Genomic DNA, 24,942 nt, shown 5'->3' on the forward strand with positions numbered 1-24,942 from the left:
TGTGCATTGTAAATATGGTATTTATCACTAATCATTAATCACTAACCACTATAATCACTTCTTTTCGTTTCTGCTTATCAATTCCTTGGCAAGTGCCATGTGGTTTTTGGCTCCGGTTGAGTCTGCGTCATAGAGAATGGTGGGCAGGCCGTAGCTGGGAGCTTCGCTCAGTTTCACATTGCGCTGGATGACGGTGTTGAATACCAATTCCTGGAAGTGGCGTTTCACTTCATCGTAAATCTGGTTGGCCTGGCGCAGGCGCGAGTCGTACATCGTCAGCAGGAAGCCTTCGATTTCGAGGGCAGGGTTCAGCTTGGACTTGATGATTTTAATGGTATTCAGCAATTTGCTGATGCCTTCCAGTGCAAAATATTCCGCTTGTACGGGGATGATTACCGAATCGGCGGCAGTCAGTGCGTTGACCGTAATCAGACCCAAAGACGGGGAACAGTCTATCAAGATATAATCAAACTCATTCTTCAGCGGAGCGAGTACTTCTTTCAGTATCTTTTCGCGGTTTTTCAGATTGAGCATCTCTATTTCGGCACCTACCAGATTGATGTGGGAGGAGATTACCTTCAGTGTGTCTATCTCCGTGTCATGAAGGGCCTCGCGTACGTCTGCACGGTCAATAATGCACTCGTAGATAGTACATTCCGACTGCTTGATGTCCACACCCAATCCTGAGGAGGCATTGGCCTGCGGGTCGGCATCTACAACGAGCACTTTCTTTTCAAGCGTGGCGAGTGAGGCTGCGAGGTTGATTGTCGTCGTAGTCTTGCCTACACCACCCTTTTGGTTAGCCATAGCAATTATTTTTCCCATAATCTCAATATTTATTGGCAGCGAAATAAGTGATAATTCCGGATAGCGCCTACAAATTTGGAGAAAGATTGCAAAAACGGTTGATAAGTCGGCTGTTTTGTTAATAACTCACAGACGTTTACCGCTGTTTTTCTTCTTGTAAATTGCGCGTAAAGCGTTCTTTCTCTGTTTAGTGGGCAAATATACGTATTTATCTTGAAATGAAGCTGATTTTTTGTCTCGCTTGCAGAAGATTAAGATTTGTAAACCAATGGAAGACATTGGCTTGGACTATTCTCTCTACTTGCATGAGATGTACATCTCGTGTTGTTTGAAACGTGCATCTCATGTTGCTCGAGATGTACATCTCATGCAGATGGACTACCGTGTGGAAGATGGTCGGGGGATAAGTTGTTCCCGGGCAGAAGGAGAGGAGCTGGTGTCAGACCAAGGCTTTGACGAACTCCCAGCAGAAGTACGCACACATCACACATTTCACTACTGTGCCCAGCAAGAATCCAAGCAGCGAGCCCAGCCCCGATTTCAAGGCCTGGTCTGTCTTGCTGCCTCCCATCAGTTCGCCGGCAAAGGCTCCGAGAAAGGGGCCGAGGATGATGCCCCAAGGCATGAAGAACAACCCTACGATGGTGCCTATGAGGCAGCCGCGCGTTCCCCACCGACTGCCTCCGCTGTATTTGCTGCCCAGCATCGGGACGAAATAATCCAGTATCTGTACAAGGACGACTGCTGCCAGCCATAAAAGTAACTGCGTGGTGGAAAACTGCGCCTTGTCCGTGAAATGTAGAAGCAACAAGCCTGCATAGGCTACGGGCGGTCCCGGAATCATAGGCAGGATGCAGCCTGCCAATCCGACAATCAGGCAGAGGATGCCCAAGATGATGAGAAGAATGTCCATAGGTGTATCGTTTCTGTTGGTGAAGATGACAGCGGTTGTTCCCTGCTACTCGAATCGGTTGTATATGACAATGGGGCGGGAGCGGCGTGTGCTCATCGACGGGAACCATATATCGTCGGCTGTGAGGCCGCATTGCTTGATGGCTTCGGCGCAGTATTCCAGTCGTCCGAAGTCGGCATCGACATTGTTTGTACCGAATGTGAGTTTGATTCCACGTGCTTTGGCGCGACGGATAATCTCGAAACTGGGAATCCGGTAGCGTGCATTGATTTCCAGAGCGATTCCATGTTGTTGCAATACATTCAATACGCGTTCAATGCGTCCGTCCGTCCAGTACTTGTCGTAATCATGCGCCATAGTATCGGGCAAGAAGGTAGGGTTGGCATAAATGTCGGCTGGCTCGTTGGTCAGAATCAGGACTGTTTGGTCGACAAGGTGGTCCATATACTGTTCAAGCGTAATGTCATCAAAGAGTGCTTCTTCGGCCCGGTAGATGCGCGAATTACGTCCCTTGTGGTCTATGATGGTCATGGCGTCGGTAAACAGGTAATCGAAAATCCCCAAAGCTTCCTGCGAGAAAGTTGCCGTCCATTTGCGTCCCTCACCTTGTACACCGCACAGGAATGGCATCCCTTTTACTTCATTAAAATAGTCGTACACTTCTTTGTCATCGGCCAGCATACGTCCTACGCCTCCTTCTCCGGCATTGGGGGCGACACCATAGTTGATACCGTAATTCATGGACATGGCGTGTGCCATTTCCTTCGTCAGCCCTCCTTTCAAGTGAACGTGATAGTCTATAACTGGGAAATCGTGCTGCTGTAGCCTGATTATCTCATCCGTGCGCTCGTCTACCGGAGCAAGCGTGTCGGCTTCGTTGCGTGCCTCCTTGGCAAGCCGTTCGATGGCGAGATTCCGGAATGACACTTCGCCGTGTATGCCTTGCAGGGCAATGGAACCTTGACTCAGCAGTTGCCGGGCGTGCTCCTCTGTGCGATATGGGTGTCCGGGTTCGGTATAACAAACAACTTCGGTTCCGTTAATGCAGACAATGATGTTTTGTCCGCGTACGGTTATCTCGAAGTCAAACCATTCTCCATCTTTTGCGAGTGAGCGATAGAGGTTGCGCACCGAGGCGAGTGAGCCGCTCTTGCGTGTGCCGTCGATGTCTCCGTTACGGAATATCACTTCATAACCGGACTCGCCGTCCGTATGAAAGAGGAGGCCTGCTTCGGAGCCGGGTTGTGTGAGGGCTTCTCCGGTGAGTCGGAAATTTTGGTATTCTTTGTCGTTGAAGAGCTTCCGGCCTTCTGCAATGACCGGGTCTGCCGTGTGAAGCGTAGATGTCCCGTCATTCCATTGGTCAAGTGGCTCGGGAGAACTGCTCCTGCCACAGCTTGTCAGGGTTGTTAGAAACAGAATAATTGCGGCAGCTGCCGTCTCGATGCGTGCAGCAATGGTAGAATGGCAAGAAGTGTTCATTATAGCATGGATTTTATGAATGATTATATTCCAATTATTGTCGGTACAAAGTTAGCCTTTTCTGAAAATATCTTTGAATACAAAAGAATTATTATCTTTGTAGTATTCTGTTTAAAGCCTTTTTAGCTACTTTTGCACGATAATAAAAAAGAAAGTTATGGAAAATCAGAGACCTTTGATATTGATTTCCAATGATGACGGCATCATTGCGAAAGGTATTAGCGAGTTAATCAAATTCCTCCGTCCGCTGGGCGAGATTGTGGTAATGGCGCCGGATGCACCCCGCTCTGGAAGTGCGTGTGCGCTGACTGTAACGGAACCTATCCACTACCAGTTGGTCCGTAAGGATGTTGGGCTGACGGTATACAAGTGTTCCGGTACGCCGACCGATTGTGTGAAGCTGGCTTTTCATACGGTGCTCGACCGCAAGCCCGACTTGGTGGTAGGCGGCATCAACCACGGCGACAATTCTTCTGTAAACCTGCATTATTCCGGTACGATGGGCGTTGTGATAGAGGGATGCCTGAAAGGAGTGCCTTCCATCGGATTCTCCCTTTGCAACCATGAGCCGAACGCTGATTTTGAACCTGCAGGTCCTTACATCCGCGAGATAGCCCGGCTGGTATTGGAGAAAGGACTCCCTCCGTTGACATGCCTCAATGTCAACTTCCCCGATACCAAAGAATTGAAGGGTGTGAAGATTTGCGAACAAACCAAGGGGCAATGGACCAATGAATGGGAAAACTTTGCTCATAGAGGAGATGCCCATTACTACTGGCTGACCGGCGAGTTTGAGAACAACGATACCGAAAATGAGAAGAATGACCATTGGGCGCTTGATAACGGTTATGTGGCAATCACCCCGACCACGGTGGATGCAACGGCATACGGCTTGATTGATGAACTGAAAGCATGGTTCTGAATTAATTGACAATTATCAATTGATATGAAGTATTACTTGATTGTCGGTGAAGCTTCCGGCGACCTGCATGCCTCCCATCTGATGGCTGCATTGAAGGAGGAGGACTTGCAAGCGGAGTTCCGTTTCTTCGGAGGCGACCTCATGGCTGCAGTGGGCGGTGTGATGGTGAAGCATTACAAAGAGTTGGCGTATATGGGGTTCATTCCCGTATTGCTGCATCTGCGCACCATCTTTGCCAATATGAAGCGCTGCAAGGAGGATATTGTTGCGTGGCAGCCGGATGTGCTGATTTTGGTGGACTATCCGGGCTTTAATCTGGATATAGCCAAGTTTGTCCATGCCAACACAAGGATTCCTGTCTTTTATTATATTTCTCCCAAGATTTGGGCATGGAAGGAATACCGCATCAAGAATATTAAACGGGATGTGGATGAGCTGTTCTCCATCCTACCGTTCGAGGTGGAGTTTTTTGAAGGGAAGCACGGGTATCCAATACATTATGTCGGCAATCCGACAGTGGATGAAGTGACGGCTTTTCTTGCTTCCAGCTCAGAGACATTCGACGACTTTGTCCGGGCAAACGGACTTTCGGCCAAACCCGTTATTGCTCTGCTGGCCGGTAGCCGCAAGCAGGAAATCAAGGACAATCTGCCGGACATGCTTCGTGCGGCAGCTTCTTTTCCCGATTATCAACTGGTGCTGGCCGGTGCTCCGGGCATTTCTCCCGAGTATTACAAACGTTATGTGGGTGGGGCGGACGTGAAGATTATCTTCAACAAGACATTTCCTTTGTTGAGGCAGGCAGAGGCTGCACTGGTCACTTCGGGGACAGCAACGCTGGAAACTGCTCTGTTCCGTGTGCCGCAAGCGGTGTGCTACCATACTCCGATAGGGAAGGTTATCGCTTTCCTGAAACGGCATGTACTGAAAGTGAAGTACATTTCCCTGGTCAATCTCATAGCCAACCGGGAGGTGGTGAAAGAGCTGGTTGCAGATACCATGACGGTAGAGCAGGTACGCTCGGAGCTGAACCGCATTTTGTACGATAAGGAATACCGCCGTCAGATGCTCGAGGGATATGAGTATATGGCATCCCGTCTGGGAGAGGCAGGGGCACCCAAACATGCTGCCCGCAAGATGGTGGCATTGTTGAGGAGGAGCAGGGAGGAATAGTCGAAAAATTAAGAATTTGTTAAAATGGGGAAAGCCGGTGCAGTAAATGCCCGGCTTTTGTATTTTCTATACAGAAACAAATGAAAAGAACTTTGATTATGAAAAAGCTACATTGGTTATTTATGGCAATATGTTTGGCAGTGATGCCCGCTTTGCAATCATGTGATGATAACGACGGATATTCTTTGGGTGATTTTACCCCGCCTTTGTGGGCTACTGTGCGTGTTACGGGAAATGCCTTTTATTTAAACTGCGATGTCTGGGGGACACTCTGGCCGGTAAATACGGACATTGGGTGGTATGATGCTGTGGATGGGCAGCGTGTGATTACCGTGTTCAATCCTTTGTGGGACAACTATGCAGGATATGACCATGCTGTGAAGCTGCTGCGTCTGCAGAACGTCTTGACGAAAGAGGTGGAGACGCTGACTCCCGAAACCGAAGAGGAATTCGGTAATGACCCCGTGCGTATATATAAAGGTGATATTACCATCAGTGGTGGCTATATGAACATTTTTTTCATGCAGAACCTGCCATCTTCGACTGATAATAAACACCGTATCAGCCTGGTGCGTCCGCAAGAAGATGATACTTTGTATGGCGAAGATGGATACGTCCATTTGGGACTCCGCTATAACGACTATGATGACCTGACGGGACGTCGTAGTCCTGGTGCTGTCTCCTATAACTTGAACAGTCTGGACATCCCCTCTGAAACCAAAGGCATCAAGTTGAAACTCAATTCAGAAGAGAATGGAGAGGTGGAAGTAACCTTTGATTTGAAAACTGCGGGGAGTAATGAAAAGCTGACTACTAATGTGGATTTGTCCAATATGCAGTTGAAGTAAGAAAGAGTTTGCGAGAGTATATAGTTAGAAAGAGCACCCGTGATTTTGATGTCATTCATCTTGCCCGGGTGCTCTTTTTATATCTGTTTTATGTAAGTTTGGTCATGTGAGCCGTCGTTAGAACATCGTCAAGGCATATAGATAAACAACTGCTGCAGGAATTGCCATCAGGGCACTGTCGAAACGGTCGAGCATCCCTCCATGCCCCGGCAGAATGTTACCGGAATCCTTGATGCCCAATTGGCGTTTCATGAGTGATTCGGTCAGATCGCCCCAAGTGCCGAAAATGACGACAACGATTGCCAGACCTACCCATTGCCATCCTGGCATAAAAGGAAAGAAATGTGCAAAGCCAAGAGAGGAAGCGATGGAGAATATTCCGCCGCCGATGCTGCCCTCCCAGGATTTTTTAGGTGAGATACGTTCGAACAGACGGTGTTTGCCTATCAGCGAACCTACGCAATAGGCACCTGTATCGCTCAACCAGATAAAAACGAAAATGGAAAGCGGTAGAATAGGGTTGTAGGTCACACTGCCCGTTTCCGGGGAGTTCTGAAAAGCAAGTACGTTCAGCAGGGCAAAGGGGAGTGCCACGTACAATTGGCTTAGCATGGAGTAGGCCCAGTTACCCGTCGGATTCTTTTTCTTGAGGTAAAGTTCCGTAATCATCATGTAGAGCAATAGTCCCAAATAAGGAAGGAATACCCGTGCTCCTACAGACTGCTGGGTACAGAAACTCATTAATGCAAGGAAAAGGTAGGCTCCCCCCAATGCAGTGATGGTCTTGTTAATGCTTACTTCGCCGCTTTTGCTGACTAATTGGGCAAACTCATGTACGCTCAGTGCGCTGATAATGGTGAACAGTATACCGAACGAAAGGGGGCTGTAAATAATACAGCCCACCAATACTATGACGAATAACACGCCGGTAACGGCACGTTGGATAAAGTTATTTTTCATGCTTTTCTTCTTCTTCCTTGACTTCCTTTTCTGCTTCTATGGCTTTTTGCTCTTCTTCTTGCTCCGCTTTTTTCAGCTCGGCAGCAGTCTTGTTTGCACTGATTTCCTCCGAGCGGGAAGCCCATGGACGTTTCCCAAAGATGTGTTCAACGTCTTCGGCAAAGATTACTTCTTTGTCAATCAGCAGTTGTGCCAGCCGGTTGTGCCCTTCTTGGTTTTCGGACAATATTTTCTTGGCACGTTCGTACTGTTCGTTGACCATCTGCTTCACTTCTTCGTCAATCAGTTCCGCAGTCTTTTCGCTATACGGGCGGTTGAAGGAATATTCCTCATTATTATAGTAACAGAGGTTGGGTAGTTTTTCGCTCATACCCAGATAGGCAATCATACCGTACGCCTGCTTTGTCACGCGTTCCAAGTCATTCATGGCTCCGGTGGATATTCTACCTAAGAATAGGTCTTCGGCGGCACGTCCTCCCAAGGTGGCACACATCTCATCGAGCATCTGTTCCTTAGTGGTGATTTGCCGTTCTTCCGGCAGATACCAAGCCGCGCCCAAAGCGCGTCCACGGGGTACAATGGTTACTTTAATCAGCGGATTGGCGTATTCCAGTAACCAGGAGATGCTGGCATGGCCGGCTTCGTGTATGGCAATGGAACGGCGTTCGGCCTCGGTAGTGATTTTGGTTTTCTTTTCCAACCCACCCACAATACGGTCTACGGCGTCCAGAAAGTCTTGCTTTCCGACAAACTTTTTGCCGTGGCGGGCAGCTATCAAAGCTGCTTCGTTACATACATTGGCAATGTCTGCCCCCGAGAATCCGGGAGTCTGGCGTGCCAGAAGGTCTACATCCACACTATTGTCTATCTTGATGGGGCGCAGGTGTACACCGAATACTTCCTTACGCTCATTAAGGTCGGGTAGGTCTACATGTATCTGGCGGTCAAAACGTCCGGCGCGCAGCAATGCCTTATCCAAAACGTCCACACGGTTGGTGGCGGCTAAGATGATAACACCACTATTGGAGCCGAAACCGTCCATCTCGGTCAGTAACTGGTTCAATGTGTTCTCGCGCTCGTCGTTGCCACCCATAGCAGCTGCTTTGGCACGGGCACGCCCTACAGCGTCAATCTCGTCGATGAACACGATACAAGGCGCTTTTTCCTTTGCTTGGCGGAACAAATCGCGGACACGGGAAGCACCCACGCCGACAAACATTTCCACAAAGTCGGAACCTGCCAAAGAGAAGAATGGTACGTTGGCTTCTCCGGCCACAGCCTTTGCAAGCAGGGTCTTTCCTGTTCCCGGAGGGCCTACCAGCAAGGCGCCCTTGGGTATCTTACCTCCCAAATCGGTATATTTCTGGGGCTCTTTCAAGAACTCGACAATTTCTTCTACCTCTTGCTTGGCTTCAGCAAGTCCTGCCACATCCTTGAATGTAATCTTGATGGGGGAACCTTTTTCAAACAATTGGGCCTTGGACTTTCCTACGCTGAAGATGCCTCCACCTCCGCCCATGCCTCCACCACCGCTCATGCGGCGGGACATGAAAATCCAGAAACCGATAAGGAATGCAAAGGGGAGAATCTGCCACAAAATGGCACCGAAGTAGTTCCGCTTTTTTTCGTAGTTAATGGAGCCGTCAAAGTGGGCGTCGTCTCTTTCCTTTTGCAGGAAATTACCTAGGCTCTCGCGTGAGGGGGCCTCGGTCGTAATAAGCGGATTCTTGCCTACGCGGCTGGAGTCCTGACGAAATACGTTTCCTACGTGCTGGGGTTTGACGTATGCTTCGACGGAATTGTCGTCGTAGCCGATGACTTTGCTTATATAACCGTCTCGTACATATTGCTGGAATTCATCATAAGAGATGTTTTTAGTTGCCGTACCATTTTCATTGGTCAGGTACAACCCCAGCAACATCATCGCTATAATCATATACAGCCAGTTCAGGTTGAACTTGGGCATATTCACTTTATTGGGTTTCTTGTTGGTATTATTGTCCATACGTTTTGATTAATCGAGGTCAGGAATTTGAGTTAATTTGGCGTCTGCCCATAGGTGCTCCAGATTGTAGAATTCCCTTGTTTCAGGCAGGAAGACATGCACCAATATGTCCGAGTAGTCCATAGCTACCCATTCGGCATTGCGCAGCCCGTCTACGGCAAAGGGCTTGGTATCGGCACCCTTGCGTGTGAAGTCCCTGATGGATTCTACAATGGCTGTCACTTGGCTGGGAGAGTTTCCTTGGCAGATGACGAAATAATTGCATATTGTATCGTCGATTTTTGTCAGATCTGCGATGACGATTTTTTTTCCTTTTTTATCTTGAATACCTTCTGTTATCTGTTGAATCAGTTTCTTCGTTTCGTTCATTATACATTATTATATTAAAACAGTTGACAAATATACGTTGATTTCTCATATCAAACACGCAAAAGAGGAAAACTCTTTCAATTTTTGATTTTTTTTAGTTATATAATCCTTTGGATTACGGTATCTTATCAGTTTTTTGCGAAAAAAATACTCGTTTTTGTTTTGATTTATAGAAATCTTTGTATCTTTGCAACCGCAAAACGGAAATAATAACAATTGGGCTATGGTGTAATGGTAACACTACAGATTCTGGTCCTGTCATTCCTGGTTCGAATCCAGGTAGCCCAACGAACTTACCTTATTTAAGTCAAAAAACCACTAAAATCGCAAGTTTTAGTGGTTTTTTGTTGCTTTTCGACCATGTACGAAAATTTCAGTGTAGGCATTCGGTGGCAAATTCAGTGACAAGGCTTCTGTAAGCCGGAAATATTCTGTAAATTTGTAGCATTTCAACATTAAAGCAGAATTTTATGGCAAAAGAATTAGCACTGAAGTACGGCTGTAACCCTAACCAGAAGCCGGCTCGCATTTTCATGCAGGAGGGGGAGTTACCTATTGAGGTTTTGAATGGACGTCCGGGGTATATTAATTTTATGGATGCCTTGAATGGATGGCAGTTGGTAAAGGAACTGAAAGAGGCGACCGGTATGCCTGCTGCAACTTCATTCAAACACGTCAGTCCGGCGGGTGCCGCCATCGGCTTGGAACTCAACGAGACAATGAAGAAGATTTATTTTGTGGATAATCTTCCGCTCTCTCCGCTTGCTTGCGCATATGTGCGTGCCCGCGGTGCCGACCGTATGTCTTCCTATGGTGACTTTATCGCTTTGAGTGATGTGTGCGACGAGGCTACTGCACGTTTTATTAACCGCGAGGTCTCGGATGGCGTTATTGCTCCGGGGTATACGGACGAAGCACTGGCTATCTTGAGGGAAAAGCGTAAAGGAACTTACAATGTGATTCAGATAAGTCCCGGCTATAAGCCTGCCCCGATTGAACATAAGGATGTCTTTGGTATCACGTTTGAGCAGGGACGTAATGAGATAAAGCTGAATGGAGATGAACTCTTTGCGAATATTCCTACTCGGAATAAGAATTTCCCGGAAGCAGCGAAACGTGATTTGATGATAGCCCTTATCACTTTGAAATATACGCAGTCGAATTCTGTATGCTATGTGAAGGACGGTCAGGCTATCGGTATTGGTGCCGGCCAGCAGAGCCGTATCCACTGTACTCGCTTGGCGGGCAACAAGACTGACATTTGGTATTTACGCCAGCATCCGAAGGTGTTGAATTTGCCATGGGTAGAGAAAATCCGCCGTGCCGACCGTGATAATACGATTGATGTCTATATCAGTGAAGACCATGACGATGTGCTGGCTGACGGTGTTTGGCAGCAGTTCTTTACGGAGAAACCTGAAGTGCTGACCCGTGAAGAAAAACGGGCTTGGTTGGATACATTGAAAGGTGTTTCTTTGGGTTCGGATGCATTCTTCCCTTTTGGAGACAATATTGAGCGTGCCCATAAGAGTGGAGTAGATTACATTGCCCAAGCGGGTGGTTCTGTACGCGATGACCATGTGATTGAAACTTGCGATAAATATGGCATTGCCATGTCGTTCACGGGTATCCGTCTGTTCCATCATTGATAAGGGGTATAAAAGTAGGCCCGCCCCCACGGCTGCATAGCTGTAGGGGCGGGTTCCTTTTTTATTAAGTCTTATCTTGTTACGTTATCCTTGGTTTTTGATGTTCTCGTCCACCACTTTTATCTTTTCTTTCACAAGCTCGATGTCTGCTTTCAGCTTTTCCACCTTGCGGTTGATTTCTGTCAGCAGACTATTTCCCTTCTTGGAAGAAGTGGTCAGGAAGCCGAGATTGTTTTCATATGTCTGGAGCTCGTTCTTCATATTGTCGAAGGCACGTACCAGCTTCTCACGTTCCCGGTAAAGGGCTTGTGGACTACCTTCCTGAATGGAGCTGATAGTCGACTTGAAATTGCTTAGCTTCTTGTTGGAGGCACTGATGTTGAAGCGTTCAAACAATTTGTCTATCTGACTATGGTATTGCTTATAGATTCGGTCTTTCTCTTTGAAAGGTACATGTCCTACGCCGTTCCACTCTTTCATGAGGTCGCGTACCAATTGGGTAGCTCCCTCCGTATCCATTTGGTCATCAATAGCATTCAGTTTCTCGATGATGTTTTTTTTCTTTTCCAGATTTTCCTGCTCTACGCTGCGCTGTGAAGAAGTGGCTTTGTTCTTTTGTTCGAAGAAGTAGTCACAAGCGGAGATGAAACGTTTCCATACGGCATCCGAATATTTCTTTGCTACCGGACCGATGGTTTTCCATTCTTTCTGAAGTTTGGTCAGTTCATCGGCAGTTACTTTCCAGTCGGTACTGTCCTTAAGAGCTTCTGCTTTTTCGCACAAGGCACGCTTCTTTTCCAGGTTTTCGTTCATACCTTCCTTCAGGGTCTTGAAGAACTCTCCCTTTTTACGGAAGAACTCGTCGCACGCTTTGCGGAAACGTTCGAAAATCTTCACGTTCATTTTTTGCGGAGCGAAACCGATGGTCTTCCATTTGTTTTGAAGTGCGATGACTTCTTGCGTTTTGCTCTCCCAAGAAGCAAAGTTTGTCAGTTCTTTGTAGTCGATGGCTTCTATGATTTCGCAAATTACGGTCTTTTGGTCAAGATTGTGTTGTTCCACTTCCTTCAATGCTTCGAAATGTTGCTGGTGACGTCGATTTACGGTTGTAGAGGCAGCTTTGAAACGTGCCCAGATTTCGTCGCGTAGTTCCTTGGCTACCGGCCCTGTATCACGAAATTCTTGATGTAGCTTCTGTAACTGATGGAAAGCTGAAACTACATCCGCTTCATCTGCCAGCTTTTCGGCAGCTTCACAGAGATGTGTCTTGATTTCCAAATTCTTCTTGAAATCGTATTCGCGGAATTCATTGTTCAGTTTCAGAAGGTCATAGAATTTCTCAACATACAATTGGTAGTTTTTCCAAAGCTCGTTGACCTTAGCTTGCGGAACGAGTTTAACTTCGTTCCATTGCTGCTGTAGTTTCTTGAACTCCGTATAGCTCTTGTTGGCGTCATCTGGAGATTCAACCAGCTCCTTCAGCTCTTCGATGATGGAAAGCTTTACCTGCAGGTTCATTTCCTTCTGCTTCTCCAGTTCGGCTGTGAGTGCGCTTCTTTTTTCTTTGATGACGGACATGATATTCTTGAACTCTTCTTCCACACTGTCTGTTTGTGGAACAAAGTTCTCCGCGGCGCCTCCGTTTTCAATGAACAGTTTTCTGGCCGCTTCCTGCTCAGCATTGTGCAGCTTGTAGAAAGATTGCTTCAAACCGTCTATTTCAGGTTTTGCCACGTTCTCCACGTCTGCAACCACCTCTTTGAGTTTGGCAAGTATTTCCTCTTTCGTGAGCTTCTGAACTGGCTCTACCGGCTTTTCCGAAACGATTTCTTCAGCGGGAGTTTCTGTTGTTGCCGGTTCAGAAACCTCTGCTGCCTTCTTTTCTTCTTCTAATTCCACCGGCTTTTCGGGGAGATTAGTGTCATGAGTGTCCGTCATTGTATTTACTTTTTTAGAAACGGGTTCCTCCCGTTCGGGTTACATTAGGCTACAAATTAATGAAATAAAATGATTACTTCATACAATTTGCCTTGATTTTTTTCTATTTTCTTGTTTTTATGACAGTAAGACAGTGATACCCATGTACAGCATCATGCCTATAATGTCATTGGTAATGGAGATAAACGGGCCGGTGGCAATGGCCGGGTCAACCTTCAGTTTCTCTAAAGTCATGGGGACTAGCGTTCCGAAGATGGAGGCGAACATGACGACTGCAAAGAGGCTGATGGAGACGGAATAAGTGACCGTAGCCGTAGCTCCGAACCGGATAAAATTATAGATGTATACCAGCAGGGAGATGATGGTGGCATTGATGACCGCCACTACTGCTTCCTTGGCTACCTGCTTGAAGGTGTCTTTGGCATCCAGTGAGCTGTTGGCAAGGCCTTGCACGATGATGGCAGACGACTGGGTTCCCACGTTTCCCCCCGTACCACCAATCAACGGAATATAAAGGGCCATTTCCGGATGGGCGGCGAAAGTCGTGTCGAAGTTACCCAATATCATGGAGTTGCCTATACCACCTAACATACCGATAAGTAACCATGGAAGGCGGGCAGAAGTCTGGCGCATGACATTATCGTCCGTTTCTACATCTTGGGACAAACCGGATGCCAACTGGTAATCACGTTCCGACTGTTCGCGGACTTCGTCCATGACGTCGTCTACGGTAATCTGGCCTACCAGACGCCCGATACTGTCTACAACAGGAGCTGCCACCAAGTCATACTTTTCGATGATTTGTACCACTTCGTCAATGGGGGTATCTACATGGACGGAGATAGGATCTTTCCGCATCACATGCTTTACCTTGGAGACAGAAGGGGAAGTTATCATTTTCTTCAATGGGAATACCCCTTGCAGACGGTCTTCGTCGTCGATGACGTATACGTAGTAAATTTCATCCAGCTTTTCAGCTTGCAGGCGCATTTCCTTCAGGCACTCCGGCATACTCCAGTTTTCATTGACAGTCACCATTTCCGTACCCATCAAACCACCGGCAGTGTCTTCATCATATTTCAGCAGGTCAACGATGTCACCGGCTTGTTCTATATCTTCGATGTGCGAAAGTACTTCCTCCTGCTTGTCTTCATCAAGTTCGCGCATCAGGTCTACGGCATCGTCCGTGTCCATATAATCCACGAAACGCTTGGCAATGGTCTCCGAAGGAAGAAGTTCCAGGAATTCTTTCCGGATGTCTTCGTCCATTTCAACCAGTACGTCCGCTGCCGTTTCGTTGTCAAGGAGGCGGTAAACGAAGCGGGCTTCCTCCAAGCCGAGGTCATTGCACAGTTCTGCAATATCCGCCGGGTGAAGATCGGTCAAAAGTGTTTTGACGTTTTCCGCGTCTTTCTGTTCTATCAGGCTTTTGACTTTGTCTATGTATTCTTCGTCTATTTCCATGATTGTTCGTGTTTAATCACTAGCCATTAATCATTAATCGTTCTCAATGCCTGTTCCACTTGGTTGGTCAGCTGAATAAATTCCTGTACGGACAGTTGTTCCGGGCGTTTATTAAATAATACGTCCTCCGTCAGTGGACAGTCTTTGCCGAGTATCGGTTTTATGGAGTTCCGCAGAGTCTTGCGTCGTTGGTTGAACGTGGTTTTCACTACTTGCTTGAACAATTTCTCGTCGCAGCCTAAATCGTGCGTTTCATTGCGCATCATGCAGATGACGGCACTTTTAACTTTTGGGGGCGGGTTGAAGACATGTTCGTGTACCGTAAACAAGTACTCCACTTTGTACCATGCTTGTATCAGTACACTTAGGATTCCGTATGTCTTGCTGCCCGGCCCGGCGGCTATGCGCTCGGCTACTTCCTTTTGTATCATACCCGTACAGCAGGGAATCAGATCCTTATATTCCAGCATTTTGAAGAATATCTGGCTGGAGATATTATAAGGATAGTTTCCCGTCAGCACAAAAGGTTGCCCGCCAAACAACCGTTGCAGGTTCATTTTGAGGAAGTCGTCCTCAATAATGTTGTCTTCCAGTTGCGGATAGGCTTCCCGTAGGTAGGCCACTGACTCGTAGTCCAGTTCTACTACTTTGACGTTGCGTTCTTTGGGCAGAAGAAACTGGGTCAGTACTCCCATTCCCGGACCAACTTCGAGGATGGGAATTTCGGGACAGACATCTACCGTGTCGGCAATGTCTTGTGCCACTTTCAGGTCTTTCAGGAAGTGTTGCCCGAGAAACTTTTTAGGTTTAACTACTCTCATGTATCAACTAAATCATTACTTTTGCTCCGTAAACGTAGGCTGTAGTGTGAACAACAACCTATCTTTACACGGAGCAAAGGTAGTTCTTTTCAATGAAGAATGAAGAATGAAGAATGAAGAATTTGGGAATATCGTATGAATAAGCTGCTAAAAAAGACGTTGAAAATCATCTTACCCATTTTATTGGGTGGTTTTATCCTCTATTGGGTATATCGTGATTTTGACTTTTCAAAGGCAGAAGAAGTTCTCCTTCATCAGACGAACTGGTGGTGGATGTTGTTGTCCTTGTTCTTCGGTGTGATGAGCCATGTGTTACGAGGCTGGCGTTGGAAGCAGACTTTGGAGCCGCTGGATGCTCATCCCAAAACAAGCGATTGCGTTGATGCCATTTTTGTATCTTATGCCACCAATCTGGTACTGCCCCGTGTGGGAGAGGTTTCGCGTTGTGGAGTACTTGCCAAATATGATAATGTTTCCTTTGCAAAGTCCCTGGGGACGGTGGTGACGGAGCGGTTGGTAGATACGCTTTGCATTCTGCTGATTACGGGGATTACTTTTTTGGCGCAGATGCCTGTCTTTTTCCGTTTTTTCGAGGAGACGGGCACCAAGATTCCTTCGCTGGTGCATCTTGTGACTTCCCCTTGGTTTTATGTGGCTCTTTTTTCTATTATTGGTGTTTTGGTACTTCTCTATTTTCTGTTGCGTATGCTTTCTTTTTTTGAAAAGGTAAAGGGAGTAGTCTTGAATATATGGGAAGGTGTGATGTCGCTTAAGAATGTGAAGAATGTGCCTTTGTTTGTTCTTTACACTTTACTTATTTGGCTATGCTATTTCTATCATTTCTATATAACTTTCTATTGCTTCCAGTTTACGGAGCACCTTAGTTTCCTTGCCGGGCTGGTGATGTTTGTCGGCGGAACGTTTGCAGTCATTGTTCCCACGCCCAACGGGGCAGGACCCTGGCACTTTGCTGTCATCACTATGATGATGCTTTATGGGGTAAATGCTACGGATGCGGGTATATTTGCTCTGATAGTGCATGGCATACAGACGTTGCTGGTGATAGTGTTAGGCATCTACGGGTCGTTGCACCTGGCATTGGCGAATAGGGCAAAGAAATAGACGTTTCTTGTGGTGGGTTCCTATATTGTCACTTCTTGTGTTAGAGGACAGAGACAGTACTTATAGAGAGTACTCCTTTAAAAGTACTGTAATACTTCTTTGCAAGTACTTCAGTACTTCCTTATAAGTACTGAAGCCTAAAGGTTGTTGGAAGATTGGTTTCTTTAAACGATATTGTTGCTTGGATATAGAAGTGGGAGAAATTCCTAAATATGGTAGCTATATTAGGTGCAGATGTTCTATCGCAATATGTGAAGATGTAAAAGCCATGTTTAAGATAGCTGATGATTTAGTACTTTAGAAAAATCCCGGTTTATTGTACTTTCCGGGAATAAACCGTTATATTTGCGAAAACTAACTTTTTAGAATTATGAGTACAATCTTACAGTTAGCTCCACAGAATGTATGGAAGCACTTTTATTCACTGACCCAGATTCCCCGTCCGTCAGGACATATGGAGAAGATTACCAAATTCCTTATTGATTTTGGAAAAGGCTTGGGGTTGGAATCATTTGTCGACGAGGTCGGCAATGTTATTATTCGTAAGCCTGCCACTCCGGGTATGGAAAATCGCAAAGGCATCATCCTTCAGGCGCATATGGACATGGTGCCTCAGAAGAACAACGATACTATTCACGATTTTACAACAGATCCCATTGAAACCTATGTTGAGGGTGATTGGGTGAAAGCCAAAGGAACCACGCTGGGAGCAGATAATGGTTTGGGAGTAGCTGCCATTATGGCGGTGCTCGAAGATAATAACTTGAAGCATGGCCCATTGGAAGCTCTGATAACCAAGGATGAAGAAACGGGAATGTATGGTGCATTCGGTTTGAAACCCGGAACTATGCAAGGGGAAATTCTGCTGAACCTTGATTCTGAGGACGAAGGCGAACTCTATATCGGCTGTGCCGGTGGTCTTGATATTACTGCTACTTTGGAATATAAGGAGGAGACGCCTATGGCCGATTTCGTTGCTCGTAAGATTACGCTGAAAGGTTTGCGTGGCGGTCACTCCGGTTTGGAAATCAATGAAGGGCGCGGTAATGCCAATAAATTGCTGGCACGCATCGTACATGATTTGCTGATTGAGTTTGACTCCCAGCTGGCAAGTTTTGAAGGTGGTAATATGCGTAATGCTATCCCTCGCGAAGCACATGCAGTATTGGTGTTCAATCTTGAGGATATGGACGGTTTGGAAGATTATATGAAGGAATACGAGGCACAACTGAATGACGAATATGCTCCGATTGAAAGTGGTATTACCCTGAGTATAGAAGAGGTAACTCTACCCACTGCCGTTGTTCCTTCAGAAATCCAGGATAATATGATTAACGTGTTGATGGCTTGCCAGAATGGTGTGATGCGTATGATTCCTACTGTTCCCGATACTGTAGAAACTTCCTCCAATTTGGCTATCGTAATCATTGCAGACGGTAAGGCCGAAGTTCGTATTTTGGCGCGTAGTTCTTGCGATACGATGAAGGATTTCCTGGCAGACAGCCTGACAGCTTGTTTCGCTATGGCAGGTATGAAGGTGGAATTGAGTGGTGGCTATTCCGGATGGCAGCCTAATGTGGATTCTCCTATACTGCATGCCATGAAGCTGTCCTATAAGCAGCAGTTTGGTGTGGAACCTGCCGTGAAGGTTATTCACGCAGGTCTGGAATGCGGTATTATTGGTGCCAATTGTCCAGGACTCGATATGATTTCTTTCGGTCCCACTTTGCGTTCTCCGCATTCACCGGACGAGCGTGCGTTAATTCCTACTGTTTCCAAGTTCTATGATTTCTTGGTGGCTACATTGGAGCAGACTCCTGAAAAGTAGAGAATACTTTATGTAATGAATAGGGGCAGGGTGCTTTATTAAGTATCCTGCCTTTTTTGTCTGTGACAGTTTGTCCCCTTTCTGCCAGAATGTCCCAGACTTATTACAATGGTATGTCAATATCCTTGCACTTTCTCCCTAAAAATTGACCTAAGTCAAGAAATGTGTTATAAAACATGTTTTCTATCCGTTTTTTGCTTGTTATCTTGAACAAAGGCTCTATTTTTGTGTTGTAAAACATGAAAACAATAGAAAACTAGTAGATTTTTTAAGGATAACAAGATTGATTTTAGGAGGATAACAAAATGAAAATGTTAAAGAGTTTTTTTAAGCATGTCGGCGAAGCCGATAAGAACATTTGGGGTTACGTAATGCTTTAAGCATTCCCCCCCTTTCGTGAAGTATTGAATTTTAGTTTTCAGGTATTAGTTTAATTTTTTAAGATTATGAAAAAGAAGATTGCAAATTCATTTAAGCACATTCTTACCGCAGCTGGTAAGAATTGGATGGAGGCAATGAGATATTATAGCCTCCAAATGTGAGTACACTAGCATTTAAGTATAGCACAAGGGATATGTTTGCAAACATATCCCTTGTTTTTTTGTAGGAGTAGAATAAGATTTTTTATGTCCAAAAGTACATTTGTTTGAACTTTATTCACTTCCTTTGTTATTAATACAAAGACTAACAAACGAATAATTATGAGAGTAATTCAAAGAATTTGTAGCATATTGTTGCTGCTGGTTACATTTGGGGCTTCGGCATTGTATGCGCAGACGTACGATAAGTTGTGGAAGCAGGTGGAGCAGGCTCAAAAGAAAAGCCTGCCTCAAACAGTGATAAAACTGGCTGATGAAATCTATCGGAAAGGTCGGCAAGAGCAGAATGCTCCGCAAATGTTGAAAGCCTACATTTGTAGGGAGACTTATCAAGAGGGGCTGACTCCGGACAGCCTTTACTCCAGTCTGAAATATATGGAATCTTGGGCACAATCGGAGAGGAATCCGGTGAACAAGGCTATTCTACATTCTTTGTTGGCATATGAATATGCTGACTTGATGCGGAAGAATCGCCGTGTCTTGCTGTCACGTACTTTACTGACTGTTGACGAGGTTCCAGAAGATATCCGTGAGTGGAGTATCAGCCAGTTTGTGGATAAAATAGATAGGTGTAACCGTGCATCCTTGCAGGATTCCATCCGCTTGCTCAATACATCTGCAGAACAATATGTGCCTTTTGTGGTGTTGGAAGACGGTAGCCGGTTCTATGGGCACGATATGTACCATCTATTGGTAAGCCGTGCTGTTGATGCTTATCGGCAGCTGGATGGTTTCAGCGTGGATTCTTTGGTACAGACCCGTATCGAAAGGATTTATCTGGATATGATGAATGCTTATCGCCATCGTGCCGGTTCGGAAGATGCTATGTTGCTCTGTTCTCTTGATTATTGGAACTGGAAGTTGACCGGTGGTATCAGCCAGCAGCCTTATCCTACTTTCCGAATGCGTCAGGAAAAGGCTAATCGGGAATATCTTGAGGTTTTGGATAAATTGATAAAGGAATACGGTTCACGAGAGGTTTGTGCCGAGGTTTACATTCATAAAGCCAACCACCTGCGCCGTTTGGAACCGAAACGCGCTGATGAGGCTCTAAAAGTCTGTGAAGAAGGCTTGAAGCGCTATCCTGCGTATAAGCGTATCAATGAGTTGAAAAATATCCGTGAACAGATTTTACAGCCTGAACTCATTCTGACTATGAATGAAAGCGGTTATCCCGGCGATTCGGTGAATATGAGGCTGCATTATCGTAATGTCGAGGGCTTCACTCTCAACTTATATACCACTACTTTAAGTGAAGTACCTTGGATGGACCATGGTATAAATAAAGATACTTATAGAAAGTATGCCCGGAAGTTTTCTTCCACGCATTTTGGCTTAAAGCCGTTGCCAGGCAAGGATAAATTGCCTGAAGATGTCCCTTATCTTGCCTCGGACACTGTATTTAAGTTCATGATTCCTCGGGAAACGGGAGTCTATATTCTTCAAATAGTACCTGATACTGAAACGGCCCGTACAGATGATAAATTTCTGGTATCTACCCGCTTCAAGGTGCTGACATTGGATTTGGGTGACAACCGTATGGAAGTGGCTACATTGGATGCCCGTAGTGGACAGCCGATTGCTGGTGCCAAGGTGAGTTTCTACTCTTCTTATGATGAGAAGAATAGAAAAGCGATGGCAGAGGTACTGACTGATGCCGGGGGGAAAGCTGTATTACCCTGGCAGAGTGAAATCCGAAGTTATGTGGCGCGTAAAGGCAGAGACACAGCCATGATGCCGCAGAACGTTTATATGAATCATCCTTATTACGGTATTAAGGATACAGATTGGAGGCAGATGGCATTGCTGACAGACCGTTCGCTTTATCGTCCCGGGCAGACCGTTCATGTAAAAGGGATAGCTTACAAGCAGAATAGTGATAGCGCCCAGGTACTACAAGGAGTTGATTATGAGCTTGTCTTGTTGGATGCCAACCGCAAGGAACTTGCCACCAGGAAGGGGCGGACCAATGATTTCGGCTCTTTTGCTACGGAGTTTGTACTTCCGGCAGCTTGCCTGAATGGCATGTTCAGCATACGAACCAAAGAGCCTCAATCTACCGTCACTTTTAGGGTAGAGGAGTACAAGCGACCTACGTTCGAGATTGCCTTCACTCCGGTTTCGGAAGCTTATCGGCTGGGTGACAAGGTTGTGTTGAAAGGAAATGTCAAGGCCTTCAATGGCATGATGGTGCAGGATGTGCCATTGGCATATACGGTGACTCGCCGGAATCCGAGACCTGGTTATTGGAGCAATGCTGATAAACCATTATTGTCTGACACCATACAATTGGATACCAACGGGGATTTTTCCATACCCTTGACTTTGGAAGCTCCGGCTGTAGATACAGACGGGTATGGGAGTGTGTATACTTATCATGTGGAGGCGGTGGTGACGGATGAGGCCGGTGAAACGCAATCCGCTTCGTATAACTTGTTGGCAGGTCCTAAAGCTTATTCCTTTGATATTCGCTTGCCTCAATATGTTTGTAAGGAAGACAGTATGCTTTTCACTTTTGGAGTGAATAATGTAATGAATATTCCTCAGCACATTGAAGGTTCCTATTGCCTTTATCCATTTGCAGAACAAAATGGGGCAAGGAATATTGCAGGTTCTGAACCCTTGGATGATGTTGTATTGGAGGGTACCTTCACAGCCAATCGGCTCCAGGATTTTTCGGCTTGGAACAAGCTTCCTTCAGGTAACTATCGCTTGAAACTTTCTGTACGTGATAGTTTGGGACGTGAAGAGAATAACGGGGCATATGGCAGTGACAGTTTCATGCTCTTTTCAAAGAGTGACAAGCGTCCGGCTACGTTTACAGATTTCTTTTATTATAAAGAAAATGAGGAATTTGATGTACAGTACCCTGCCGCTTTTCTTTTGGGGACTTCTTATCGGGATGCATATGTGCTGATGGATGTCTTTTGTGACAGAAAACGCATTGAAAGCCGTGTGTTGCAGTTGAATGATACTATTATTCGTATGGAATTCCCTTATAAGGAAGCATATGGCAAGGGAATCACCATTCTTTTCAGTTTTGTGAAAGCTGGCGAGATGTACAGTCATCAGGTTGAACTGAAGAAGCGGGAGCCGGAACGTGCTCTCGACATGAAATGGGAAGTGTTCCGTGACCGTTTGCGTCCCGGACAGGAAGAAGAGTGGAAGCTCGTCATAAAGACGCCTCAAGGTATGCCTGCTGCGGCTGAGATGTTGGCTACGATGTACGACGCTTCACTGGATAAGATTTATAAGAGTAACCAGATACTACGGGTTTTCTATCCGGATAATCTGTATGGGGCATTCCGTGGTGCGAGCCGTTATAATAGCAATTACTTCTCCGTTTATTTCCCGTTGAAGGCTTGGAAGGTTCCGGTATGGTCGTTTGACTACTTCTGTTCTCCTTATATGGATGGAAGGATGCGGATAGTGATGGTAGAAGACAATGCGCTTTTGGAAGAAGTAAGTGTTGTGGGGTATGGGACTACCCGGAATAGCTCTTTGACCGGTAATCTTAGAATACGTGGTGCCAACCAGCCGATGCTTGCTTCCAAAGCAGAATCCGGAAATGCCGTTGAAGTGAAATATGTTCCTGCACAAGTAGCGGAAGACGCGGTGGAAGATGTTGTTTTTGAATCGGAAACGATACCGGTTGGCGAGGCCTTGCAACCTATTGAGGGGCTTCGCACCAACTTTGCCGAAACAGCCTTTTTTTATCCTCAACTTCGTACAAACGAACAAGGGGAGCTTGCGTTTTCTTTTACGATGCCGCAGAGCTTGACTCGTTGGAATTTCCGTGGTTACTCACATACTAAGGATATGCTGACTGGGATATTGGATGCTTCCGTTGTAACTGCCAAGGAGTTTATGCTGACTCCGAATATGCCTCGGTTTGTCCGCGTTGGAGATAAAACACAGATAGCCGGAACAATAGCCAATCTGACGGGTAAAGCGGTGAAAGGAACAGCAGTATTCACACTGTTCGACCCTATGACGGAGAAAGTTATTGCTACTCAACGTCAGAAATTCTTGGTAGAAGCAGGAAGAAATACTGCTGTCAACTTCCATTTCGAAGTGTCCGACCGCTATGATTTGCTTGGTATTCGTATGGTTGCCGATGGAGGTACGTTTAGCGATGGCGAGCAGCATCTGTTGCCCGTATTAAGGAATAAGGAGTATATTACGGAAACGCTTGCTATGCCTATCCGTGGCGAGGAGACCCGTACGTTCTCATTAGACAGCCTTTTCAACCGTAATAGCCGTACAGCGACAGACCGTCGTCTGACTGTAGAATTTACCGGGAATCCGGCTTGGTATGCTGTACAAGCGTTGCCGGCATTGAGCCTGCCTGCCAATGATAATGCCATTTCTTGGGCTACAGCTTGGTATGCCAATAGTCTGGCAGGCTTCATTGCCAACAGCCAGCCCCGCATTAAGACTGTATTTGACAGTTGGAAGGCTGCCGGTGGCACGAAAGAAACCTTCCTCAGCCAGTTGGAGAAGAATCAGGATGTGAAGAATATCCTGCTCAGCGAGTCTCCGTGGGTACTGGAAGCTACTACTGAAGCCGAACAGCAGGCACGTATTGCCACGCTGTTTGATATCAACCAACTGAATAACCGCAATCTTTCCGCTTTTACCAAATTGAAAGAATTGCAGGGTGAAGACGGTGGATGGAGCTGGTATAAGGGAATGTCCGGTAGCCGCTATATAACTGGCTATATTACAGAATTACTTGTTCGTCTTCCTCTGCTGACGAAAAATGAACTGCCTGAAGAAGTTGCCGCCATGCGGCAGAAAGCTTTCGGCTATTTGAATCGGCAGGCTTTGGAAGAGTATCGCAATATCCGTAAAGCCGAAAAAAATGGCGCCAGAATTACTGCCAACTCCGAATCGGCAATGACATATCTGTATCTGATAGCCCTTAGCGGCGAACAAGTGCCGGCAGACAATCAAGCGGCTTACCGCTATTTCCTATCAAAAGTAGGTGCCAATCTTAAAGATGGAACCATGAGCAGCAAGGCACAGTCTGCCATCATCCTGAAAGCAGTAGGGCGTACAGCCGAGGCGAATGAATTCATCGCTTCCCTCAAGGAACATCTGGTACAGACGGATGAACTGGGTGCATACTTTGCTTTCCAAGCAAATCCGTATAACTGGGGTATGCTGCCCATCCCTGCCCATGTGGAAGTAATGGAAGCCCTGCGTATGGCAGGTGGCAACGATGCTTTGGTGGAGGAAATGAAACTCTGGCTGCTGAAACAGAAGCAGACTACCAGTTGGAATTCTCCGGTTGCAACGGCTGATGCTGTTTATGCATTGCTTTGTCAAGGTACTAATCTGCTGGAAAGTCGGGGAGACGTACGTATCACGTTAGGTAACAAAGTTTTGGAAACATTGTCGCCTACAAAGACCATAATCCCGGGTTTGGGTTATGTCAAGGAAACCTTCGCTCAAGGAAGTCCGGAGCTGAAAGCTAAAACCGTCACCGTAGAGAAACGGGATGCAGGCATTGCCTGGGGAGCTGTTTATGCCCAGTATCTGTCACCCATATCTGATGTAAAGCAGCAGGGGGGGGAATTGAATGTAGAGAAGAAACTTTATGTAGAGCGTATATCGGCCGGTGGTAGCAAGTCCTTGCAACCGGTTACGGAAGGGACCGTATTATCCGTCGGTGATAAAATAGTGGCCCGTTTGACTATCCGCTTGGACCGTACTATGGATTTTGTTCAGTTGAAAGACCAGCGGGGTGCCTGCTTTGAACCTATAGGCTCGCTTTCCGGTTATCGTTGGAGTAATGGCCTCGGTTATTATGCAGAAGTGGAAGATGCCGCAACCAATTTCTTCTTCGACCATTTGGGCAAAGGCGTTTATGTCTTAGAGCACAGTTATCGCATAGCCCGTGGCGGAACATACGAAACGGGGCTGGCCACGATACAGTGTGCGTATGCTCCGGAGTATGCTTCGCATTCGGCGGGAGGGATAATTGTAATAAAGTAACAATAGAGTATGGAGCGGAGCGCAATTTGTACAAATTGCGCT

The 24,942-nt window shown here is 46.4% G+C and carries 16 protein-coding genes and 1 tRNA gene; 8 read left to right on the top strand and 9 right to left on the bottom strand.

Annotated elements, in window-relative coordinates; all coding sequences use genetic code 11:
* Positions 1 to 54: 54 nt before the first annotated feature.
* The 3 genes from DW039_RS02745 to DW039_RS02755 form a co-directional block, all read right to left on the bottom strand.
* Positions 55 to 825, bottom strand: coding sequence for a ParA family protein (locus DW039_RS02745; protein ID WP_008665665.1), 771 nt, complete (start codon positions 823 to 825; stop codon positions 55 to 57).
* A 421-nt stretch (positions 826 to 1,246) separates the two neighbouring features.
* Positions 1,247 to 1,720, bottom strand: coding sequence for a DUF456 domain-containing protein (locus tag DW039_RS02750; protein WP_005824051.1), 474 nt, complete (start codon positions 1,718 to 1,720; stop codon positions 1,247 to 1,249).
* A gap of 45 nt (positions 1,721 to 1,765) precedes the next feature.
* Positions 1,766 to 3,202 carry a DUF1080 domain-containing protein gene (locus DW039_RS02755; RefSeq protein ID WP_035450189.1) on the bottom strand — a complete coding sequence of 479 codons (1,437 nt, stop codon included), beginning with the start codon at positions 3,200 to 3,202 and terminating at the stop codon, positions 1,766 to 1,768.
* 157 nt (positions 3,203 to 3,359) lie between these two features.
* Here DW039_RS02755 and surE point away from each other — a divergent pair, with 157 nt between their 5' ends.
* From surE to DW039_RS02770, 3 genes are all read left to right on the top strand, one after another.
* Complete coding sequence (surE, locus tag DW039_RS02760; protein WP_120381685.1) at positions 3,360 to 4,124, top strand: 5'/3'-nucleotidase SurE; 765 nt, start codon at positions 3,360 to 3,362, stop codon at positions 4,122 to 4,124.
* A gap of 24 nt (positions 4,125 to 4,148) precedes the next feature.
* The gene (gene lpxB / locus DW039_RS02765) at positions 4,149 to 5,297 is read left to right on the top strand and encodes a lipid-A-disaccharide synthase (protein ID WP_098032348.1); all 1,149 of its coding nucleotides are present in this window, start codon (positions 4,149 to 4,151) and stop codon (positions 5,295 to 5,297) included.
* Positions 5,298 to 5,395: 98 nt separating this feature from the next.
* Positions 5,396 to 6,145, top strand: a complete 750-nt coding sequence (locus DW039_RS02770; protein ID WP_165853094.1) for a NigD-like protein — start codon at positions 5,396 to 5,398, stop codon at positions 6,143 to 6,145.
* Between the two features lie 117 nt (positions 6,146 to 6,262).
* On the opposite strand, the gene DW039_RS02775 is transcribed toward DW039_RS02770, so the two are convergent.
* Genes DW039_RS02775 through rsfS form a run of 3 tightly spaced genes read right to left on the bottom strand, consistent with a single transcriptional unit; the run spans position 6,263 to position 9,479 of the window.
* Positions 6,263 to 7,105 (bottom strand): phosphatidate cytidylyltransferase, encoded by an 843-nt coding sequence (locus DW039_RS02775; RefSeq protein ID WP_016274134.1) that lies wholly within the window; start codon positions 7,103 to 7,105, stop codon positions 6,263 to 6,265.
* Positions 7,095 to 9,110: an ATP-dependent zinc metalloprotease FtsH gene (gene ftsH, locus DW039_RS02780; protein ID WP_087333342.1), complete on the bottom strand. Its 2,016-nt coding sequence runs from the start codon at positions 9,108 to 9,110 to the stop codon at positions 7,095 to 7,097. The genes DW039_RS02775 and ftsH overlap by 11 nt, the downstream gene beginning before the upstream one ends.
* A gap of 9 nt (positions 9,111 to 9,119) precedes the next feature.
* Entirely contained in the window at positions 9,120 to 9,479 is a 360-nt protein-coding gene (gene rsfS, locus DW039_RS02785; RefSeq protein ID WP_005824036.1) for a ribosome silencing factor, read from the bottom strand.
* 217 nt (positions 9,480 to 9,696) lie between these two features.
* Here rsfS and DW039_RS02790 point away from each other — a divergent pair.
* Both DW039_RS02790 and DW039_RS02795 read left to right on the top strand, forming a co-directional pair.
* Positions 9,697 to 9,767: transfer RNA gene (locus DW039_RS02790), tRNA-Gln, on the top strand.
* A 182-nt stretch (positions 9,768 to 9,949) separates the two neighbouring features.
* Positions 9,950 to 11,128 (top strand): phosphoribosylaminoimidazolecarboxamide formyltransferase, encoded by a 1,179-nt coding sequence (locus DW039_RS02795; protein WP_120381686.1) that lies wholly within the window; start codon positions 9,950 to 9,952, stop codon positions 11,126 to 11,128.
* Positions 11,129 to 11,212: 84 nt separating this feature from the next.
* Here DW039_RS02795 and DW039_RS02800 read toward each other — a convergent pair whose 3' ends face one another.
* From DW039_RS02800 to rsmA, 3 genes are all read right to left on the bottom strand, one after another.
* Complete coding sequence (locus DW039_RS02800; protein ID WP_057282148.1) at positions 11,213 to 13,066, bottom strand: DUF349 domain-containing protein; 1,854 nt, start codon at positions 13,064 to 13,066, stop codon at positions 11,213 to 11,215.
* A gap of 117 nt (positions 13,067 to 13,183) precedes the next feature.
* Positions 13,184 to 14,530, bottom strand: a complete 1,347-nt coding sequence (gene mgtE, locus DW039_RS02805; protein WP_005824027.1) for a magnesium transporter — start codon at positions 14,528 to 14,530, stop codon at positions 13,184 to 13,186.
* Positions 14,531 to 14,556: 26 nt separating this feature from the next.
* Positions 14,557 to 15,351 (bottom strand): 16S rRNA (adenine(1518)-N(6)/adenine(1519)-N(6))-dimethyltransferase RsmA, encoded by a 795-nt coding sequence (rsmA, locus tag DW039_RS02810; RefSeq protein ID WP_005824025.1) that lies wholly within the window; start codon positions 15,349 to 15,351, stop codon positions 14,557 to 14,559.
* Between the two features lie 135 nt (positions 15,352 to 15,486).
* Between rsmA and DW039_RS02815 the strand changes: the two genes are divergently transcribed.
* The 3 genes from DW039_RS02815 (at position 15,487) to DW039_RS02825 (ending at position 24,900) form a co-directional block, all read left to right on the top strand.
* Entirely contained in the window at positions 15,487 to 16,473 is a 987-nt protein-coding gene (locus tag DW039_RS02815) for a lysylphosphatidylglycerol synthase transmembrane domain-containing protein (RefSeq protein ID WP_005824021.1), read from the top strand.
* A 370-nt stretch (positions 16,474 to 16,843) separates the two neighbouring features.
* Complete coding sequence (locus DW039_RS02820; protein WP_005835191.1) at positions 16,844 to 18,301, top strand: aminoacyl-histidine dipeptidase; 1,458 nt, start codon at positions 16,844 to 16,846, stop codon at positions 18,299 to 18,301.
* Between the two features lie 701 nt (positions 18,302 to 19,002).
* Positions 19,003 to 24,900, top strand: coding sequence for an alpha-2-macroglobulin family protein (locus tag DW039_RS02825; protein WP_117588662.1), 5,898 nt, complete (start codon positions 19,003 to 19,005; stop codon positions 24,898 to 24,900).
* The last annotated feature ends 42 nt before the right edge of the window (positions 24,901 to 24,942 follow it).

The sequence above is a fragment of the Bacteroides sp. AF39-16AC genome (assembly GCF_003602735.1).
Taxonomy (GTDB): Bacteria; Bacteroidota; Bacteroidia; order Bacteroidales; family Bacteroidaceae; genus Bacteroides; species Bacteroides uniformis.

Bases quoted from the DNA above. Each gene is read 5' to 3' on its own strand.
- lpxB (WP_098032348.1), top strand. From the start codon at position 4,149: ATGAAGTATTACTTGATTGTCGGTGAAGCTTCCGGCGACCTGCATGCC.
- mgtE (WP_005824027.1), bottom strand. From the start codon at position 14,530: ATGGAAATAGACGAAGAATACATAGACAAAGTCAAAAGCCTGATAGAA.
- DW039_RS02770 (WP_165853094.1), top strand. From the start codon at position 5,396: ATGAAAAAGCTACATTGGTTATTTATGGCAATATGTTTGGCAGTGATG.
- DW039_RS02800 (WP_057282148.1), bottom strand. From the start codon at position 13,066: ATGACGGACACTCATGACACTAATCTCCCCGAAAAGCCGGTGGAATTA.
- DW039_RS02755 (WP_035450189.1), bottom strand. From the start codon at position 3,202: ATGAACACTTCTTGCCATTCTACCATTGCTGCACGCATCGAGACGGCA.
- DW039_RS02750 (WP_005824051.1), bottom strand. From the start codon at position 1,720: ATGGACATTCTTCTCATCATCTTGGGCATCCTCTGCCTGATTGTCGGA.
- DW039_RS02820 (WP_005835191.1), top strand. From the start codon at position 16,844: ATGAGTACAATCTTACAGTTAGCTCCACAGAATGTATGGAAGCACTTT.
- rsfS (WP_005824036.1), bottom strand. From the start codon at position 9,479: ATGAACGAAACGAAGAAACTGATTCAACAGATAACAGAAGGTATTCAA.
- DW039_RS02795 (WP_120381686.1), top strand. From the start codon at position 9,950: ATGGCAAAAGAATTAGCACTGAAGTACGGCTGTAACCCTAACCAGAAG.
- ftsH (WP_087333342.1), bottom strand. From the start codon at position 9,110: ATGGACAATAATACCAACAAGAAACCCAATAAAGTGAATATGCCCAAG.
- DW039_RS02745 (WP_008665665.1), bottom strand. From the start codon at position 825: ATGGGAAAAATAATTGCTATGGCTAACCAAAAGGGTGGTGTAGGCAAG.
- surE (WP_120381685.1), top strand. From the start codon at position 3,360: ATGGAAAATCAGAGACCTTTGATATTGATTTCCAATGATGACGGCATC.
- DW039_RS02825 (WP_117588662.1), top strand. From the start codon at position 19,003: ATGAGAGTAATTCAAAGAATTTGTAGCATATTGTTGCTGCTGGTTACA.
- rsmA (WP_005824025.1), bottom strand. From the start codon at position 15,351: ATGAGAGTAGTTAAACCTAAAAAGTTTCTCGGGCAACACTTCCTGAAA.
- DW039_RS02815 (WP_005824021.1), top strand. From the start codon at position 15,487: ATGAATAAGCTGCTAAAAAAGACGTTGAAAATCATCTTACCCATTTTA.
- DW039_RS02775 (WP_016274134.1), bottom strand. From the start codon at position 7,105: ATGAAAAATAACTTTATCCAACGTGCCGTTACCGGCGTGTTATTCGTC.